The sequence below is a fragment of the Candidatus Clostridium stratigraminis genome (assembly GCF_045310675.1).
GTDB classification, from domain to species: domain Bacteria; phylum Bacillota; class Clostridia; order Clostridiales; family Clostridiaceae; genus Clostridium_AT; species Clostridium_AT stratigraminis.
This window is the reverse complement of sequence record NZ_JBJHZZ010000010.1, coordinates 20,291-40,081: the sequence shown is the minus strand read 5'-3', so window position 1 is coordinate 40,081 and position 19,791 is coordinate 20,291. Positions and strand designations below refer to the sequence as shown.

At 31.6% G+C, this 19,791-nt stretch carries 15 protein-coding genes and 1 other annotated feature; of the genes, 5 read left to right on the top strand and 10 right to left on the bottom strand.

Going from position 1 to position 19,791, the window contains the following annotated elements:
* Nucleotides 1-108: 108 nt before the first annotated feature.
* Entirely contained in the window at nucleotides 109-1,569 is a 1,461-nt protein-coding gene (gene gltX, locus ACJDUG_RS13000) for a glutamate--tRNA ligase (protein ID WP_406770313.1), read from the top strand.
* A gap of 89 nt (nucleotides 1,570-1,658) precedes the next feature.
* Here gltX and ACJDUG_RS12995 read toward each other — a convergent pair whose 3' ends face one another.
* Nucleotides 1,659-2,123, bottom strand: a complete 465-nt coding sequence (locus ACJDUG_RS12995; RefSeq protein WP_406770312.1) for a pyridoxamine 5'-phosphate oxidase family protein — start codon at nucleotides 2,121-2,123, stop codon at nucleotides 1,659-1,661.
* Between the two features lie 305 nt (nucleotides 2,124-2,428).
* On the opposite strand from ACJDUG_RS12995, the gene eam reads away from it, so the two are divergent.
* Complete coding sequence (gene eam, locus ACJDUG_RS12990; protein ID WP_406770311.1) at nucleotides 2,429-3,694, top strand: glutamate 2,3-aminomutase; 1,266 nt, start codon at nucleotides 2,429-2,431, stop codon at nucleotides 3,692-3,694.
* 102 nt (nucleotides 3,695-3,796) lie between these two features.
* Here eam and ACJDUG_RS12985 read toward each other — a convergent pair whose 3' ends face one another.
* The 6 genes from ACJDUG_RS12985 to ACJDUG_RS12960 form a co-directional block, all read right to left on the bottom strand.
* The gene (locus ACJDUG_RS12985) at nucleotides 3,797-5,188 is read right to left on the bottom strand and encodes a YheC/YheD family endospore coat-associated protein (protein WP_406770377.1); all 1,392 of its coding nucleotides are present in this window, start codon (nucleotides 5,186-5,188) and stop codon (nucleotides 3,797-3,799) included.
* Nucleotides 5,178-6,314: a YheC/YheD family endospore coat-associated protein gene (locus ACJDUG_RS12980; RefSeq protein ID WP_406770310.1), complete on the bottom strand. Its 1,137-nt coding sequence runs from the start codon at nucleotides 6,312-6,314 to the stop codon at nucleotides 5,178-5,180. The genes ACJDUG_RS12985 and ACJDUG_RS12980 overlap by 11 nt, the downstream gene beginning before the upstream one ends.
* Nucleotide 6,315: 1 nt before the next feature.
* Nucleotides 6,316-7,704: a YheC/YheD family endospore coat-associated protein gene (locus ACJDUG_RS12975; protein WP_406770309.1), complete on the bottom strand. Its 1,389-nt coding sequence runs from the start codon at nucleotides 7,702-7,704 to the stop codon at nucleotides 6,316-6,318.
* Nucleotides 7,705-7,879: 175 nt separating this feature from the next.
* Nucleotides 7,880-9,298: a YheC/YheD family endospore coat-associated protein gene (locus ACJDUG_RS12970; protein ID WP_406770308.1), complete on the bottom strand. Its 1,419-nt coding sequence runs from the start codon at nucleotides 9,296-9,298 to the stop codon at nucleotides 7,880-7,882.
* Nucleotides 9,299-9,357: 59 nt separating this feature from the next.
* Entirely contained in the window at nucleotides 9,358-10,494 is a 1,137-nt protein-coding gene (locus ACJDUG_RS12965) for a YheC/YheD family endospore coat-associated protein (RefSeq protein ID WP_406770307.1), read from the bottom strand.
* A 216-nt stretch (nucleotides 10,495-10,710) separates the two neighbouring features.
* The gene (locus ACJDUG_RS12960) at nucleotides 10,711-12,078 is read right to left on the bottom strand and encodes an amino acid permease (RefSeq protein ID WP_406770306.1); all 1,368 of its coding nucleotides are present in this window, start codon (nucleotides 12,076-12,078) and stop codon (nucleotides 10,711-10,713) included.
* A 203-nt stretch (nucleotides 12,079-12,281) separates the two neighbouring features.
* Here ACJDUG_RS12960 and ACJDUG_RS12955 point away from each other — a divergent pair, with 203 nt between their 5' ends.
* From ACJDUG_RS12955 to proS, 3 genes are all read left to right on the top strand, one after another.
* Nucleotides 12,282-13,664, top strand: a complete 1,383-nt coding sequence (locus ACJDUG_RS12955; protein WP_406770305.1) for a YheC/YheD family endospore coat-associated protein — start codon at nucleotides 12,282-12,284, stop codon at nucleotides 13,662-13,664.
* A complete protein-coding gene (locus ACJDUG_RS12950) occupies nucleotides 13,661-14,806 on the top strand; it encodes a hypothetical protein (RefSeq protein ID WP_406770304.1) in 1,146 nt (381 codons plus the stop codon). Before ACJDUG_RS12955 ends, ACJDUG_RS12950 begins: the two co-directional genes overlap by 4 nt.
* A 131-nt stretch (nucleotides 14,807-14,937) precedes the next feature.
* Nucleotides 14,938-15,143: a binding site (T-box leader), on the top strand.
* Between the two features lie 44 nt (nucleotides 15,144-15,187).
* A complete protein-coding gene (gene proS / locus ACJDUG_RS12945; RefSeq protein WP_406770303.1) occupies nucleotides 15,188-16,630 on the top strand; it encodes a proline--tRNA ligase in 1,443 nt (480 codons plus the stop codon).
* A gap of 51 nt (nucleotides 16,631-16,681) precedes the next feature.
* Here the strand turns inward: proS and ACJDUG_RS12940 are convergent, their stop codons facing one another.
* The 3 genes from ACJDUG_RS12940 to ACJDUG_RS12930 all read right to left on the bottom strand — a co-directional run bounded on the left by ACJDUG_RS12940 (nucleotide 16,682) and on the right by ACJDUG_RS12930 (nucleotide 19,774).
* Nucleotides 16,682-17,233: a nucleotidyltransferase family protein gene (locus ACJDUG_RS12940; protein ID WP_406770302.1), complete on the bottom strand. Its 552-nt coding sequence runs from the start codon at nucleotides 17,231-17,233 to the stop codon at nucleotides 16,682-16,684.
* Between the two features lie 17 nt (nucleotides 17,234-17,250).
* Nucleotides 17,251-18,948, bottom strand: coding sequence for an adenine deaminase (gene ade / locus ACJDUG_RS12935; RefSeq protein WP_406770301.1), 1,698 nt, complete (start codon nucleotides 18,946-18,948; stop codon nucleotides 17,251-17,253).
* Nucleotides 18,949-19,117: 169 nt separating this feature from the next.
* The gene (locus ACJDUG_RS12930) at nucleotides 19,118-19,774 is read right to left on the bottom strand and encodes a ribonuclease H-like domain-containing protein (protein WP_406770376.1); all 657 of its coding nucleotides are present in this window, start codon (nucleotides 19,772-19,774) and stop codon (nucleotides 19,118-19,120) included.
* Nucleotides 19,775-19,791 lie beyond the last annotated feature (17 nt).

Below are 19,791 nucleotides of genomic sequence, written 5' to 3'. Positions count from 1 at the left end.
TAGTTACAATTACTACTTATTTATACCATGTGATTGTCATCTTAAATATGTGACATTATTGGTTAAATATTAATTATAATCTAATGAATAAATTGAGGAGTGAAAATTATGAGTATCAGTAAGATTAGAACAAGATATGCACCTAGTCCAACTGGCTACATGCACGTTGGAAATCTTAGAACAGCCTTATACGCTTATTTAATTGCAAAACATGAAAATGGTAACTTTATACTTAGAATTGAGGATACTGACCAAGAAAGATATGTAGAAGGAGCCGTTGATGTAATATATAATACCATGAAAATGACAGGATTAATTCATGATGAAGGTCCAGATATAGGTGGTCCAGTAGGTCCTTATGTTCAAAGCGAGAGAAAATCTTTATATTTAGAATATGCTAAAAAACTTGTTGAAAAAGGTGAAGCATACTACTGCTTCTGTTCAAAAGAAAGGCTTGATATGTTAAAAGCCAATTCAGAAGCGTTAAAGAGACCATTTAAATATGATAAACATTGCCTTCATTTAAACAAAGAAGAAATTGAGCAAAAATTAGCTGAGGGTATACCTTATGTAATAAGACAAAATAATCCAACCGAAGGGACAACAACCTTTGATGATGTAATATACGGAACTATTTCAGTTGAAAATTCAGAACTAGAAGATATGGTACTTATAAAATCTGATGGCTATCCTACCTATAATTTTGCAAATGTTGTAGACGATCACTTAATGGGAATAACCCATGTTGTTAGAGGCAGCGAATATCTATCTTCCTCACCAAAATATAATCGTCTATATGAAGGCTTTGGCTGGGAGGTTCCTATTTACGTACATTGTCCTCCAATAATGAAGGATGCTCATCAAAAATTAAGCAAGAGAAATGGAGATGCCTCCTTTGAAGATTTAATAGCTAAGGGTTACTTAAAGGATGCAGTAATGAATTATATTGCTCTTCTTGGATGGAATCCAGGCACTACTCAGGAGCTCTTTACTTTAGAAGAACTTGTTAAAAGCTTTGATTTTAAACAAATAAATAAAGCACCAGCTATTTTTGATCCAGTTAAACTTAGATGGATGAATGGAGAATATATTAAAAAACTATCTCTAGAAGAATTCCATGAAATGGCTCTGCCTTACTATCAATTAGTTATAAAAAATCCATCAATAGATTTAATAAAGATAAGTAATTTATTGCACACAAGAGTTGAAGTTTTAGGAGAAATACCAGAGCAAGTTGACTTCTTTGATGCTCTTCCAGAGTATTCTTCAGAATTATATTTCCATAAGAAAATGAAAACTAATACTGAAAATTCCTTAGAGAGTCTAATAAAGGTACTACCTTTATTAGAAGGCTTAGACTCTTTTGATTTTGACACTATTCATGAAAGTGTATTTAAACTTATTGAAGAAATGGGTATTAAAAACGGTGTTATGCTTTGGCCTATAAGAACTGCTCTTTCAGGCAAGGCCTTTACACCAGGAGGTGCCTTCGAACTTGCAGAAATACTTGGTAAAGAAGAGTCAATAAAGAGAATTAAATTGGGAATTGAAAAACTTAAAAGTATTTAAAAATCTTAGAATTTAAAAGGCATGCTTATGGCTTATTACTTATTTGTTGAAAATTAGTAATGAAATCATATGCATGCCTTTAATTTTACTTATCTTCTTGCTTTTCCAGTTATTTTGTCTATTTCAATCTTAACAATATAGGTTGCATCTATGGCCCTTTCAATATATTGAAGCCCTTCAGCCATAAAATCCGGAGAATATTTTTGGGCTATTGCAATAAGTGCGTCCTTCTTTTCATCATTCTTTATTAAAAAAGCCCTTCCGAAGACTATAACACTTTCATATTCGGTACTGAACTTATCCGGCAAAACTTTTGTTTTTCCAACAACACAGAAGGAAACTTTTTCATTTGCTTTAATATTTTCTAATTTGTTCCCTTCCACTGCACAATGAAAGTAAATTGCTTCTTTATAATAAACAAAACTTAGCGGAGTTGCGTATGGATAACCATTTTCCCCAATTGTTGCTAAAACGCCATATTCACCATTTTCTAATATTTCCTTAATATCTTCAACGCCGATTTCCCTATTCTTCTTTCTCATTTCTTTGAACATTTTAACACCTCAATTATTATTTAGTTAGTCTAATTATATGGAAATATTTAATTTTTTGCAATTAAGTAATGAATATGAAGAAATATTAATTTTTCATTCAAAAGTTTCTCCATATCAGATCTACATAGGGAGAATTTTTACTTTAATAATTATTAACTTACTAATTAAAATTTAGATTTTTTAATTAATATATATTAGTTCTATTATTATGTAAATGTAATAATATGAATAGTAGATATTTATGAATAATAACTTGAAATTATTTTGCTCTATTTTTAATAAGGCTATTTAGAGGGGGCCAGGATATGGAAGATGTGAATCATAAAAGGAAAATTGCACTGAAACGATCTGAGGAACTAAAAGATAAAATAAATGACTACACAAAGATAAAGGATACAATTCCAAGAGGAATGTCGCCTATTCAAGAAGGTAAGATATTAGAAACAAAAAAAAGGATACTAACTTTACTAAATGCCTCAGAGGCTGATTGGAATGATTGGAAGTGGCAGGTAAAAAATAGAATAAGCAGTGCAGAACTGTTAGGAAAAATAATTAACTTAAGTGAAACTGAACTAAAAAACATTATAAAGGTTCAGACTAAATTTAGATGGGGCATATCTCCATATTATGCATCATTAATTGATGAAGATAGATTTAACCCAGTAAGGCTACAAGCTTCCCCTTCAATATTAGAACTATGTGAGGGAGGCTCTGCAGACCCAATGGCTGAAGAGTATACAAATCCTGCAGGAGCTATAACCAGAAGATATCCTGATAGGTTAATAATTAATGTGACAAATATGTGTCCATCTTTTTGCAGACACTGTCAAAGAAGAAGAAATATTGGAACCGTAGACACGCATCAGTGCAGGGCATCTTTAGAAGAATCTATTGATTACATCAAAAGTAATCCAGAAATTCGGGATGTTTTAATTACTGGTGGAGATCCTTTAATGCTATCTGATCAAATGCTGGATTGGTTACTAGGGGAATTATATAAAATAGATACAGTAGATTATGTGAGAATAGGTACTAGAGTTCTTGTAACTATGCCTCAAAGAATTACAGCAGACCTCTTAAATATATTAAAAAAATATAATCCTTTATATATTAACACTCAGTTTAATCATCCTCTTGAAATAACTAGAGAAGCAAAGGAAGCCTGTGACAAGCTCTCTAGTATTTGTATACCATTAGGCAACCAGGCAGTATTACTAAACGGTATAAATAACGATAAATATGTAATGCGGCTTTTAAACCAAGAACTTTTAAAATGCAGGGTAAAACCGTATTATATATTTCATGCAAAAAATGTTATGGGAACAATTCATTTTAATACTTCAGTAGATGATGGAATTGAAATAATGGAATATCTAAGGGGATACACTTCAGGTATGGCTATACCAGCTTATATTATCAATGCACCTAATGGCAATGGGAAAACGCCAGTTTTGCCTGAATATTTAATATCAAGAGGAAAAGACTATGTCAAGATAAGAACCTGGGAAGGAAAAATTTTTGATTATCCAAACCATCCTACAGAAGACTTCAAAAGCTTGTTGAAAGAATAAGAATTATAGGCCTCTAGATCTCCAGTAGATTTAGGGGCCAATAAAGCATAAAAGCAAAATATTTACCAAAATAATATTGATGTAATACATTTTTATCTACAGCTAATTGTTTTGCAACTTCTTTTTATAAAGATAGTTTAAATAATAAATTGGTTTTTTAATCGTGTTTTCCAAACTTTCAATATCCTCGTCACTTCCAGAAATAAATCGATGTTCTCTGAAATTTGCTTCTATAAAATAAATCTTTCTACCTTTGGTGATACCTATATCAAGACCTATATCACCAATTCCACTTGTTTTTTTTTCTATAGCATTACAAATAGCTAAACAGGCTGTATTTATATCATTGGAAATTTTAGCAGCATCTTCTTTAAAAACTGAATCCATTAACTGATTTGTGTTACCCGTTGTTCCTCCTGCCGAAAGATTAGTAACTATACTGTTTGGTGCGGCTACTCTTATCTTCCATCTAGATATACTCCAAGTACCAGTTTCATCTTTCTGTACAGATACTCTTATATCAAAAATATTTCCGTTATAGGCTGCGAGTGGAATTCCTTCTTGAACAATATAAGTTCTTTTACCCATTAACATTTTTAATTTAGGCAGTAATTCCATTAAGTTTCCGCTTAAAGAGTATAATATACCTTTTTCACGGTATTTAGCAGTATATTCATCTGTTCCATCCTTTGAAATTTTTATAATACCTAAACCTAAGCTTCTGCCTACTGGTTTTAGATATATAAATGGAAATTCCTGAAGCATTTTTGCTAAGGTATTGCTCCCCTTAAATAATACGGTTTTGGGCAGATATTTTTTTGCATAGCTATCCTGCTCTAAGAACTTTTGTATTCTCCATTTATATATCTTTGTGGTTCGATTAATAATATTAAAAGCTGGAACAAGTTCTGAAATGTCGTTCACTTTTTTATATAGAGAGCTAGACCTAGATATTTTAAGTCTATTATGAATTGCATCTGGAATAGGTAACCATTGATCTTGCCATTTGATTTTCATAGATTCATTTATTAAAGGTACATATCCCATTATTCTTTTATTACCAAAATCTACTTTGTTAAGGCTAAAAATATATATCAGGCCACCTATTTTGCTACCTGCTTCTGCAAAGCAATTAAAGTCTTCTCTTATGGGACGGCCTTTCTTATGGCCTTTAATAATAAAACTTTCGGTTAAAATTCCTATTATAGGACCAAACTTAATAACATCTCCATGTCCAATAGTCTGAACACATATTTCAATATTTTCTGGAATAAGCAATTCTTCTAGAGTATTTTTAGATAGCCATATTACTTCATCAGTTAATTCAATTTCTGAATTGATTGTAACGGAAGCATTTATGCACTTTGCTCCGCACTGTAAGTTAGTATTACTTCTATTTGTTAAATTAAACTTTTCTGAAGTCCTTAAGGATATTATTATATTAAATTCCTCTTGCTTTGTTTCAAAAGGACATTTCATTATTTTATACTTCATTTCCACAGTTTCCTGAACCTCCACATAATATTTCTTTCTCGTTCCTTTGTTTAAAAAGTAATTTTGAGTACCTAACTATATTTCTACAGCTTCTATTAATCAATTCTAGGTTACTTGAATGATATATGCATAGTTTAGCAGGCTTTCCATTAACCTCTATAAGCCACACTCTTCCGCTTTTGTCTATTGCGGCGTCAATGCCCAGCTCCCCAAGCATTCCATATTTTCTTTCTAAAGCTTCACATACCCTAATTACTAATATATCAACCTGGTCAGATAAGAATGCTGAATTTGAAAATAGAAGAGGGATAACGCTATCAAACTTTTCTACTTTACCACCACTGCTAATGTTTGTCACTATACTTCCTGGGGAGGCAATACGTATAGACTTATCTACCACTTCCCAGTTTGTAAGTTCATTTTTTTGAGCAAGAATCCTTACATCAAATGGATGCAAGTCTAAAAAGGCTACATCTATTCCCTGCTGAATTATTATATTCTTACCTAATAATCTTTCAGCTGCAAATTTACTATGAACCTCTTGCAAAGTAAGTTTATCTGAATATTTAGTTCCGGATATTTGATAGGAAAGGATATATAATCCACCATCAGCCTTTTGTAGTTTAAATATATTTTTTCCTAATCTTCCTCCAGAGTCTTTTATATAAACTGAATTATATTTATCTAAAATATCTAACAGTTGATAAGGGTGGCAATATTTTTCTGTATATGGCAGATAATTTATAATTGCTGAATCCATTGAAAGCACTTCATGCGTTTCCCACTTGTTAAAGTAAGACTTATTATTAATAAATGGTATTTTACACTCTTCGCTTAGACGCTCTCTTACAATTCCACCAACTTCTTTTTCGTTTTTAAGAAAGGTAGCACGATCATAAATTATGTCTGGAAATGGATATACAGTTAATTCCCAACTTTTACTTAGAGCATTATAAATTAATCCATTAATGTTTTTAGCTATCCAATCTATATTCAAAGGTGAAAATGCCAATACCTGGACTTCTTCTTTAACTGCCTCCTCAGCTAAAAAATTCATTTTTGCTTCTAATTTTTTATTATATAGTCGCTTAAAGTTTCTCTCATTAAAGTAAATACCTAAAATCATATTAATATTCTCCCATTTCAGTATTTGCTGACATGAAACCAGTCAAAAAAACGGCATATTCTATAGGACGAGAATAACAGCGTGCCATTAGAGCAGGATTATTAAGCCATTTTAAGCTTACTTTCAGAGGTTTTCCGTTTACTTCAATAACCCATATCTTTCGATTTATATCAATAGTCATATCAAGTCCAAGCTCCACACAGTCACCGAATTCTTGTTCAATAGTAGTTACTATTTCCCTGCCAATAGATAATACATTTTTATATAAACCATCCTTGGTGATAAAGTCTTCATGAAATGAATCTCTAAGTACTTTTGAAAATTCTATTACTGCGCCTCCGCTTCTGGGGCTTGTAATTATACTTCCAGGAGCACCAATTCGAACTGCTATCCCGCTTGGCTGCCAACTTCCTTGCCAATCTTTTTGATATAAAAGCCGAAAATCAAATGGATAATCCTTATAATAAGCCTTTTCAATTTCCTCTTGAATTAGATAACCTCCTCCAAGTACTGTATAGCTGTCTATTATTTCACCTATATTATTTAAATTAGGCAGGAAATTAACCACATTCTTGGTCTCAGTTCTATGCTCTATCTTATAGCTTCCATTTAATTCTTTACTAACTCGATAAACCCCTTTCCCCTTATAAAGAGCATCAGGCTTCAAATAAACACTATTAGCAGTCAGGAGAGCATTTTCTAAATCCATATATGAATTATAAATACTAGTTTTAGGAATTACTTGCAGTAATTTTGGATTTTTTCTTAATGTACAAATTGTTTCCCATTTTGTAAGCTTAGGCATAGAGTTAATGACATGATATTCACTTCCAAGTCTTTTTCTAAACTCAAGGCCGTTTTTACGCCCATAGCTTCCAAAACAGCGATCGTAAATTACAGTTGGTAAAGGCAGTATGTGGGCAGCCCATCTTGAGTCTTCATGTACTAATCCTTTTACTAATCTCTTCCCCCAATCAATATCGCCTGCTGAAAAAAAACAGCTTAATCCACTAAGTTTATCCATTGCTAAAGATATCTGCTCGTATACACTGTCAGTTTTGCCTTCACTTAATGAAGCTATCTTCTTGGAATTTATAAAAATCCCAACTAATGGGCCTATTTCTATACTGTTTTTTTCTATTTTGCGTAATTGAAGTGAAGAATTATCAGGAATATAAATTACAGATTTTAAATCTTCTGATAAACAGAGAAAATTAGAATCGGTTTCGTTGGTAATCCAAACGACTTTTCTTAAATTTATGTTTAGAGAACCGAACTTAATATTAATATTTTTATCTTTATCGCCATTGCAATAAAATTCATTTTGTTCTTCTGTTAAATAACAGGTATTATAGTCAGAGTTTTTATAAATGATTTTAATAAAGTCCATAAGTTTTTAACCTCCACAATATGGGTGTTTACACATTGCTTAACTACTTTATTATATTCATTGATTTTTTTTTAGTTAATCAATAAATACTATATTAATTGTATATATTTATAATAAATTTTGAGTAAAAAAGAATCCCTAAATCATAAAAATAGGGATTAAATTTACTATAATCTTAGAGTTTGCTCACACCAGTAAGAAACTTGGCATATTTAAATATTCCAAGAGCTTGAGGTAGTATTGTGCTGTCTTTTTTAGATCCTTCATAGTATAAAGGTATTAGCTTAGTTAGGGGGTTACCATCTATATCTAATGAATAAGGTTGCATTCTCTTACCAGGCATAACATTAGCTTCTATAATCCATATTTGTCCTAAGATGTCAATCCCAATATCAATCCCTAGCTCACCATAGTGTCCTAATTCTTTTTCAATATAGTTTGTTAACATAATTGTTACTTCACTAAGCTTTTGTGTACTGGGTAATTCAACAGAACTATATTGCTTCATGAGCTCAGAATATAATCGGTCATAGATAGCATAGACTCCGCCAGCATGAATATTTGTAAGAGGAAATCCTTCTTTTGCGATTCTTACACCTTTGAATATGGTTTCCCACATACCAGTTTCATTTTTCATAATAAACATTCGTATATCCATGCTGCGCCCTTTATAGGTTAATAATTTTATACCTTGTTGAACAATGTATTTTTTCTTCAAAGCAAAATTTATAACAAATTCCTGAACTTTATTTATACTATCTAGTAAAATTTCTCTTGCACCATCTTTATAAAAGTTAAGTTTAAATTTATCATTAAACTTTTCAATGGATAATACTTCTTTACCTTGTGTGCCATAAAAGGATTTTATAAATATAAGTTCATTTTTGTTTAGCATGTAAAGGACATCATCGAAATTATTATATATAATGGTCTCGGGTACATATTTTTTTGACTCCGGATACTTAGAAAGCACCTCATATAGTTCCCATTTTCCTATATCATTAAAATCATTTAATAGCTTTATTTTAGGATTATTTCTAAACCTTTTTCTTGCTTCTTTAATAAGTAATCTTTCTTTTTCATTAAATTCTAGTACCCTATCGTATAGAACATCCGGTAAAGGAAACCAGTAGTAATCGTATTTTCTTAAGTTTGGAATATAGGTAACACCTTTAACCTTTTCTTCTAGCCAGTCAACATCACTTGCAGAAAAAAAATAACTAATACAATTCTCAGCTCCGCTAGCACGCATATGCTGCCTTATAAAAGAGTCAGGCTTCCTTATTGCTGCTTTCTTTCTACCAGCATCAACAAATATTCCTACTACAGGACCTATAAAAATATCTTTATCAGTTTTCCATATATTAAGTGTTGTGTTTTCTAACAGTTGTAATTGATTAAATAGATTTTCGGAGAAATAAATATTTATATCATCAACTTCTGAAAAGCTTATTAAAATTTCTTGCGTTGATTGGCAAAAATGAATAGTATATGATTCTTTTGTAGAGAGTTTTAAAGCATCAAATATACTTTTAGGAAGTATACACTCATTTGAATTAGTATCATTAGAAAACCTTTTAATCCTTACTTCCATAATTTTCACCTCAAATTTATACCGATGTAATGTACTAGTTATATCCTACATAAAGAAAACTATGATTTAGGACTATTTGTCTCTAATTCATAAAGATAATTCAAATAGTAAATAGGCACTCTAGAAGTTATTTTCCATTCTAAATATTCTATGTGGCCTTTATAGCTTCCATCACTAGTGAACTTATTTTGACGAAGATTTGCTTCTATGAAATATATTTTTCCGGTATTTGTTATTGCTACATCCATTCCTATATCTCCAGTACCCGGAAAATTTTTTTCAATAGCTTCACTTATTAATATGCTGGCATTTTTTATTTTATCTAAAACTTCACTTGCATTATCAGGGAAAAGTGCATTTATTGCATCTTCTACTTTTAATGAAATACCACCAGCTGCACAATTGGTTACAACATTGTCAGGGTTTGCTGCCCTAATTATCCATACTGGTATCATCCATTTACCGGTACCATCCTTTTGTACACACACCCTCAGATCAAAAATATTCCCTCTATAAGTTGCTAAAGGAATACCTTCTTGAATAGTATATATACTTTTCTCCATCAAGGGTTCTAGCTGTAGTAAAATATCACTTAAGCTGCCACTTATAGAATAATTGTTTTTCCTTAACCTGTACTCAGCAAGATACTCATCTCCCTTATCTTTTGTAATCCTCGCTATACCAATTCCCAGACTACCGTCTGTAGGTTTTAGATATACACAAGAAAATTCATTTAGCATATTACTTAAAGAATCTATACCCTCAAACAGTACTGTCTTTGGTAAATACATATTAATATCATTGTTATTTTTTAATGCCTGATACACCTCCCATTTTGAAATTTGTGTGACCCTATTAATTATTTTAATATTTGGAAAAGCGTTTATTAGTTTGTTTATTTTTTCATTCTTATTACTAGAAGCAGATACGTATGCGCGGTTAACAATTAAGTCTGGTATTGGAAGCAATTGCCCATCCCAAACCATCTTGCCAAGGCTATCTATTGAGGGTATATAACCATATACTTTTTTATCAATAAAATCTATATAATTTAAGTCAAAAGTATATAATGATGCCCCAATTTCATTACAGGCCTCTAAATAGGATCTAAATTCTCTAGTGGTGGCTTTATAGATGAGATCTTTTTTACGGCGTATTCTATCTGTTAGGATTCCAATTATTGGTCCAGGCTTCATTTCATTTCCTCCTTGTATAATGTAGTTGTAACATATGTAAAGCTTTATATATCAATTAATACATAGTTTATTATATGTATTTTACTTTTTTTGGTTAATTAATTAAGAGGCTGTAATGCTGTATTTCACCTTAAATTTCTTTTAAAAATAATAAGACTGCTGACAAAATTTATGGCAACAGTCTATAATTTGATCTTAAATACAGTTTAAAAAATACTATATAGATTTTTCTTTAGTATTATTTTGAAGTTTCATATATACATAAAATGGAATACCTATAAGAATTAATATAAAACCATACATAACGTTTGTAGCGCCAGTGCCATATATTGCATAAATAGAGTACGCAAAAGCTAATAATGCCACGATAGAACTTTTTACAAAGGTGAATATATTAAACTTAGTGGGATCCTTTCTCAAAAGCATTATTTCAGCTGCAGCTGTAAAGGTATATACAGGTAATATAGACAGGGTAGAAAGCAATATTATAAAATTAAAGGCTGAATTTAGAGTATTAACATAAGTGGTTATTAATATTATATTTGTTCCAATGCTAGATATAATTAGTGCAGCATATGGAGTCTTATTTTTAGGATGAATTTTTACAAATATTTTTGGAAATATCTTATCTTTTGCAGCTGCATAAGCACATCTTCCAGATAAAAGAATCCATCCGGAAATTGTTCCTATTATGGAGATTACAGCACCTAAAGCAATTAAGGTACTACCCCAGCTGCTGCTAGTTAATGTATTAATAATTTCTGATAATGGAGCATTTGATACTGCAAGCTTATATTGAGGCATTGCCCCGATAGCTAAAACGCTAATTGTAATATAAATTACTGCAGTAATTACAGTTCCATAAATAGTGCTTAGTTTTACATTTCTCTTTGGATTTTTAATTTCTCCTGCTGGAATTGTAGCACTTTCAAATCCTAGAAAAGACCATAAGGTTATACCAACAGCTGCTGGCAGAGTGGACAATCCAATATTGTTGTTAGATGATGCTGTAGTAAAATTACTGCTATTAAAATGCATTACTGCAATTGCAGCAAATATTATTAGCGGCAATATTTTGCATATAGTGGTAATCATGCTAACAGCTCCAGCCCCTTTTACGCCTCTCACATTAATAAAGGTAAATATCCAAAGTATAGCTGATGAAATTAAAAATGCTAATAGTCTGTTGGCATTAATTATCGGAAAAAAGCAGCTTAAATAGCTTATTGCAGCTGTTATTATGGCTGCATCTCCAACCCATATGCCTATCCAGTATGTCCAAGTGCCTAAAAAAGAAGCAAATTCGCCAAAGGCTTCTCTAATATAGACTATAGGTCCTCCTGTTTCTGGCATAGCTGAACCTAGTTTAGCAAAGCTTAAGGCTAATAAGATAGATCCAATAGCTGTTATTATCCATGCAATGATTGTAGTAGTAGGGTTTGAAGCTGCAGCTAAACCTTGAGGCGCCATTAGAATACCTGAGCCAATTGTGTTTCCGATAACTAAAGCAGTTGCAGTAGCAAGTCCTAATTCTCTTTTTAATGTTATAGATTCATCTTGAAGCATTGTAGGTTTTTCTTCCATTTCATCACCTCTTAGTAAGTAAATATTAGATATAGTACAAAATCCCTTGCTATAATATATGCTTGTAAGTTATGAAGGTGAGTTGTATGGGTTTATTTAATTGTTCATTTAACTATTAACACTATCAAAATTAATCACATATATTAAATTAGATACAATTATTTAAATAAGCCATCAATAATCTTTTGGAGGTGAACAAAAGCATGCCTGACAAGATTAAAATAACCTATGTGGACTCAGAAGATAAGAGAACCTGTTATCTTACAAGAGAGCAATCTATATATTTTGGCTTAGGAGACACAGTGAAATATATCATTTTAACAATGGGCTTAGCTAGTGTTCAACTGAAAAAGGTTATTGTAAGGAACAATAACACGAGTTGTTTTAGATTATATTTATCTAAGGACACAGAAAGTGAACTATATATAACGCAAGGTACAGTTATGCAAATTAGAAAAATAGAAAATGGGCACCTAGAAATTGGACCTTACATCGGAATGTTTGTAAATCAAAGTAAGATTGAGCTTTTAAGCAGCGGTAAAAATATAACTGAATATATACAGGCACAAGCAGTCTGCAAAAGCCTCTATGGATTATGCTGTTTTTTTTCTATTAATAATATTGATTGGGATAGAAAGCAAATTAATGCATTGATAAGAGAGAATTTAAACTGGACTTCTCAAATATTACCCCTTCCAAAAATAATTTATGACCGCAATGTAGAGAATAACTGTCGAGTTGAAAGCATTGAGCTCAGAAAAAGATTAAAGAATATTTGTAAAATTCTTAATCCTATGGTTAAGCTTGCAAAATGGGAAACTATAAAAGCTATTGAAAAAAATCCTGGGCTGGTTCCAATTATCCCAGCTACAATACCATATGAGAATTCAAATGATTTAATAAATAGTCTGAAGCTATATCCTAGTCTTTATTTAAAGCCTGATTCTTTAAGTAAAGGAAAAGGAATCTTTAGAATTAGTAAAAATAACAATGAAGGTAATAAGGCTGAGTATAGAACCACCGAAGGAAATCATATTGTAAGTTTGAAGTCACTTAAAGAGTTGGAAAATTTAATGCGTCCCTATTCTAAAATTGGAGGAGGCTATATTATACAGCAGGAGATTAATAAGGCTAAATACAAAGGAAATCCTTTCGACTTTAGAGCATTATTTCAAAAGAGCTGCGATGGCATCTGGCAATTAAGTGGTATAGCAGGACGTATTGCTGGAAGAGGAAGCATAATTACAAGCCCAAGAAGTGGAGGAACAGTTGAAAATTTAGAAACTATATTAATGGAAGTTTTTAATGAGAGCTTTTCAACAGCAAATGGTCTATATGAGAATATAGTTCGTCTTGGAAGAGAAATATGCTTAACAATAGAGAAAGAGTTTGGTGACTGCATTGAATTAGGATTGGATATGACCATTGATATAGATAAAAAGATTTGGCTTATTGAGGTAAATGGAAAGCCTTTAAAAGTAAGTTTAAAACGTTTGGACAGCTCAGAAGTTATGAGTAGATGCAATAAGCGCCCAATAGAATACGCTGTGAAGCTAGCAGGTTTTGTTTCTGAGGATACACATTGATGTTGAAAAATAGTAAAGTAGAAATTCATTCTAATATACATCAGGTTTGTCTTGATTGTGAAAGTCTTATTTTCTGCTTGACAGCGGATTATTTTCTTATTCAAAGAGGCATAGTTCCATTTGCTAGTGCTTTGTATTTTATATTATTAAATGATTTGAGAGATAAAATATATAAACAAAATTTGTTAAGTGTAAAAAGAAAACTGAGTAAGGAGGATAGAGTGATTATGACCAATGCTGATAAAAATTATACAAAAGAAGACTACCTTCAGTTTAAGGGGATATTTGATTTTTGTAAATCAGATACAACTATAACTGATGAAAACTTTACAAATGGAGACAATACTCAAAATAATGAGGAAAACTTCTTTAATAATTCAGATGCTACTACAACTAATAAAAATTTTACTAATGGTAACAATACTCAAAATAATGAGGAAAACTTCTTTAATAATTCAGATGCAAATACAACTGATGAAAATTTTACTAATGATGGCAATACTCAAACCGATAAGGTATACTTCTTTGATAAATCAAATATGTCAATATCAAATGAAGATTTCACCAAGGAAAATAACTTTCAATATAATAAGACATATTATTTTGATAAATCTGGCATACCTATAGATGAACATGAAGGTCATAAAATTCGATCTAAATGTAAAAAGATAATAAAAACTTGCTGCCTTATTCAATTGCCAAGAGGCTTTAAGCTAACTGATTTTTCACCTGCCATATGCTTCAATTTGGGAGGGTTGTCCTGTATCAAAAATCCATTAATTCAAAAGGTTACTTTGCCAGCTTTAGAGTGCGAACATCCTAAGAAGTGTGAAGTAGTTGCAGGATATGAAATAAGGGCAGTTGGGGAGGTTAATTTTTCTGTGAGTATTCCTATTTACCCTATAGATGGATTTTGTTATCCAACACATTCTCATATATGCGGCTCAAGCTCAGTCCCAGTAAATGAAAATATATCTCATACCTGCTGTCCAAAACCATGTAATTGTAATGAACCATGTGTAGAATGGACTTATGCTTATTTTAATGCGGCTCTACTTGAGAATGAATGTGGTTCATACATTAAAGTTAAAATAGGAGTTGCTTTGGAATATAAAGGTGAATGTGAATGTGATGAAGAGTAATAAATATAAGGATGAAAACTTTTAATTCGATTTACTGTTTTCTCATTATTTGAATCTGTTTTTGCTATAAAAAGTTGTTGACACAAATAAACTTTTGCACTATTATTGTTTTAATGTAGGGATAATTTAATAAATAAACTGTGAAAAGGAATAGTAAAGATAGTATCTTTTACAGAGAGGAAGCCGTTGGTGGAAGGTTTCTAAAGATTAATTTTGAACCCGCCTTTGAGTTCTGCACTTAATAAAATGCAGCGGCTTTCTGTCGATAAATAGACTTAAGAGGATGCTTATGCATCAATTAGGGTGGTACCGCCGAAAATTAGCCTCGGTCCCTTTTAGGGATTGGAGGCTTTTATTATATAAAAATTTAGGAGGAAGATTATGAGTAAGGAAAAAGAGAAGAAATTAGTTGAAGCAATTACTCCAATGGATGAAGATTTTGCTCAATGGTATACAGACGTTGTAAAGAAAGCAGAGTTAGTTGATTATGCAAGTGTAAGGGGTTGTATGGTAATAAGACCTTATGGCTATGCAATATGGGAAAACATACAAAAGAACTTAGATGCTATGTTTAAGGAAACCGGTCACGAGAATGTATATATGCCAATGTTTATACCAGAGTCACTTCTTCAAAAAGAAGCTGACCATGTTGAAGGCTTTGCTCCTGAAGTAGCTTGGGTAACTCATGGAGGTAATCAGGAATTAACAGAAAGGTTATGCGTCCGTCCAACTTCTGAAACACTGTTTTGCGATCATTATTCTAAAATAATTCAATCCTATAAGGATTTGCCAAAGCTTTATAATCAATGGTGTTCAGTTGTCAGATGGGAAAAAACTACACGTCCTTTCCTTCGTACAACCGAGTTCCTATGGCAGGAAGGTCATACAGCTCATGCCACTGCAGAAGAAGCTCAAGAAGAAACAATAAAAATGCTAAATGTATATGCTAAGCTTTGTGAAGAATATTTAGCTATTCCAGTTGTTAAGGGTCGTAAAACTGATAAGGAAAAGTTTGCAGGGGCTGAGGCTACTTATACCATTGAAAGCTTAATGCATGATGGAAAAGCACTTCAGTGTGGAACTTCACATAACTTTGGTGATGGCTTTGCAAAGGCCTTTAATATTCAATATGCTGATAAAAATGGTAAGCTTCAATATGTACATCAAACCTCTTGGGGTATGACTACTAGATTAATTGGTGCATTAATAATGGTTCATGGAGATGACAGTGGTCTTGTATTACCACCAAAAATAGCTCCAACTCAATTGATGATTATCCCTATTGCCCAGCATAAAGCTGGAGTGCTTGAAAAAGCTGAAGAAATTAAAGATGCCTTATCAAAGGTAGCAAGAGTTAAAATGGATTGCAGCGATAAAATGCCAGGTTGGAAGTTCAGCGAATATGAAATGAAGGGAATTCCTCTGCGTCTTGAAATTGGTCCAAAGGACATTGAAAATAATCAAGCTGTTTTAGTTAGAAGAGATAACCGTGAAAAAATAGTTGTTTCATTAGAGGAATTAGAAGTTAAAGTTCTAGAAACACTAAAAGATATCCAAAAATCTCTACTAGAAAAAGCAAGAGCTGCACAAAACACAAAAACAAGCACCGCAGCTAATATGGAGGACTTTAACAACATATTAGATAGTAAGCTTGGTTTTGTTAAGGCTATGTGGTGCGGAGACAGAGCTTGTGAAGACTCTATTAAAGAAACAGCAGGGGCTACTTCTAGATGTATGCCTTTTGAGCAGGAAAGTGTAGCAGATACTTGTGTTTGCTGCGGAAAACCAGCTAAAAAGTTAGTTTACTGGGGTAGAGCATATTAATAAAAAATGTGCCATTATGTAAATTTAATTTTGCATAATGGCACTTTCATATTATAAAAACCTTTCTACTGCACTTTTATCATCAATATCTATAAAAATGCCCCTATCTTGAATTTCAAGTTGAAAAACATCCTCAGGATTATTATTTATAATATCTCTTGCTCCTTTGTCACCTTCGTTAATTAATAGGTCTTGAAAATATTTTTTACCAATAATAACTGGATTTCCTCTCATACCTTCATTTATAGGCACAATTATGCTTTTATTGCTCTTATTGAAGCAGTCATAAAGCTTATTTATTAACCCACTGCTTACAAAAGGCATATCCCCGAGAAGAATCATAACTGCATCCCCATTAAAGCTTTCAAGTCCCTTTTTAATGGAGGTACTCATACCTTTTTCATATTCTTCATTATGAAGCTTTTTAATATCTGTATCCAGATCATATTTACCAGTTATAAACACAAGTTCATTTAGCTTAGATGCCTTAGCATTCTCAATTACCCTTTGAAGGATTGTACTGTCATCTATTTTAATAGCTAACTTATTATAGCCCATTCTACTGGATTTACCAGCCCCAAGAATTATTCCTCTTATAAACATTATTTATTCACCTTCAATTATTCTTCTGTAAATATATCTACAAAATTAAATTTTTCATAATTGAATATTCCTCTTGCAGTTATTTTTATGTCAGGAATAACCGGAAGTGCCATAAATCCTAAAGTGAGAAAAGGATCAAAATCTCCCTTTACACCGTGTTCTCTTGCTATTTTAGACATACTTTTTACTTTCTCCGCTACAATATATGGGTCATCAGAAGTTATAAGACCACCTATTGGAAGACTTAATTCACCAAGCACTTCCCCTTTAGAAACCATTACCGTTCCTCCCTGCAGTTTTATAATTGTATTCACTGCAAGTGCCATGTCCTCGTCGTTATCGCCTATAACAATAATATTATGTGAATCATGGGCAATGCTTTGAGCTATTGTACAATTTTTAAGTCCAAAGCCTTCTATAAATCCAACAGTTTTTTTACCTGTATTCTTATATCTCTCTAATACTGCAATCTTTAAATATTCATCACATTCTAATGCTTTTACTATACCATTAACATCAATTACTTTTCTCTTACCTGTTCTAGTTTCAACAGAATGAGGAACAAGCTTTAAGGTATTTACATATTCTCCCCTTGTATTTATTTTAAAATCATCTGAAGTTACGCTATTAAGATTAACTGAAGATCCTAGATCATAGGAAGAATAGGTTATATTTTCATTATATATTTTCCCCTGCTTTAGAACACTTTTGATCTTAAGTTTACTTAAATCCTCAAAAATAACTAAGTCAGCTTTGTAGCCTGGTGCAATTGCTCCTCTATCTCTTAAGCCATAACACTGTGCAGCATTAATGGAGGCTATAGTGTATGCCTTAATTGGATCTAAACCTTGTTCAATAGCTAGTCTTACTGAATTATCTATAGTTCCCTCTTCAATTAAATCATGAATATGTCTGTCGTCTGTACAGAATAAAAATCTGCTATAATTATTATTATTTACAGCAGGTAAAAGATCCTTAAGGTTTCTAGTAGCAGAACCCTCTCTTAGCATAACATACATTCCCCTTTGTACCTTTACCAATGCCTCTTCATAAGTTGAACTTTCATGGTCTGTCTTTATATGAGAACAAAGGTAGGCATTGAGCCATTTATCATTAATGCCTGGGCAATGTCCATCAATATGTTTATTTTCAAAGGCCTCAAGTTTTTTTAACATATCTGTGTCACAATTTATTACTGCTGGAGTATCCATTACCTCACCAAGCCCTAAAACCTTTTCATCGTTGATGTAGCTTTTTAAATCCTCAGCTAAAAGTACTGCCCCAGTATCCTCGAATTCTGTGCAAGGTACACAGGAGGGCAGCATAAAAAACAAATCCATAACACTTTTTTTACTATTTTCCAGCATAAAATCTATGCCTTTTTTACCTAATGCGTTTGCAATTTCATGTGGATCTACAACTGCTGTAGTTACGCCTTTCCTAATTAAAAGATGAGAAAACACTTCAGGAGTTACCATTGATGATTCTATATGAACATGTGCATCAATAAAACCTGGAGCTGCATAAAGTCCATTGCAATCTATTTCATGAGTTCCATTATATTTGCCAATACCAACTATTTTATCCCCATTAATAGCTATATCATTTTCTTCGATTGTTTGGTTAAACACATTTACTATTTTTGCATTTTTTAGCACTAAAGGTGCTGCTATTTTCCCTGCAGCTATTGCAATATCATTTTTCAAATTAAGCATTATATTATCCCCCTAATAAATTGTATATATCCCCTATTATATATTTTCTCTATTATATCATAATATTTTAGATATGACATATATTATCCTTAATATAAAGTTTCTTATGTTAATTTATGCTTGAGCAAATAATTTTTATTACCATTATAAAAATAAGGCTGGGAAAATATCATTCCGCAGCCTTACCAATTTCTTCTTCAATTTTAATAATATTATCCCAATTAATGCACATATGAAAAAGACTCACCACATCTTGTTCATTATAAGATAGTATTTTTTCTTTCTTCTCCTTCGGCATTCTATTCATATAATCATCATCTTTTATAATTTTGCAAATTGTCTTTGCTAAATTAGAACCGCTAATTAGCTCACTATCTCTATTTATACCAAATTCCTTTTCAAGATTCTTGAGACCTATTGAACTCTTTTTAACCTTTTCATATTCTTTTTGCAAATCAATTCCAATATATTTTTCCTGTAAATCAATATTAATATTATTTTGTTTAAATAAATAATTTATCATAGTGTAATCATTATTACCTGAAAAAGTAATTAAATATTTCTTCTTGTAAATTTCCTGCATAACATTAAAATATTCTTCCGCTAACAGTAATATTTCCTTAGCTTCTTTTTTATTTTCAATCATATATTGAGTAACAATTAGATTTTTTTCTTCTTCATTATAAAAGGCACAGCCAAAAACACCTATACAAATCGGTTTCTTATAAACATAATGTTCTAAATCAAAAAATAACGCATCTTTATAAATATCTTTATTGTTTTCATAAGCTAAAGAAAATTCATCACTGAATTTTGAAGCTTCAATTACTTTTCTTATAGTTA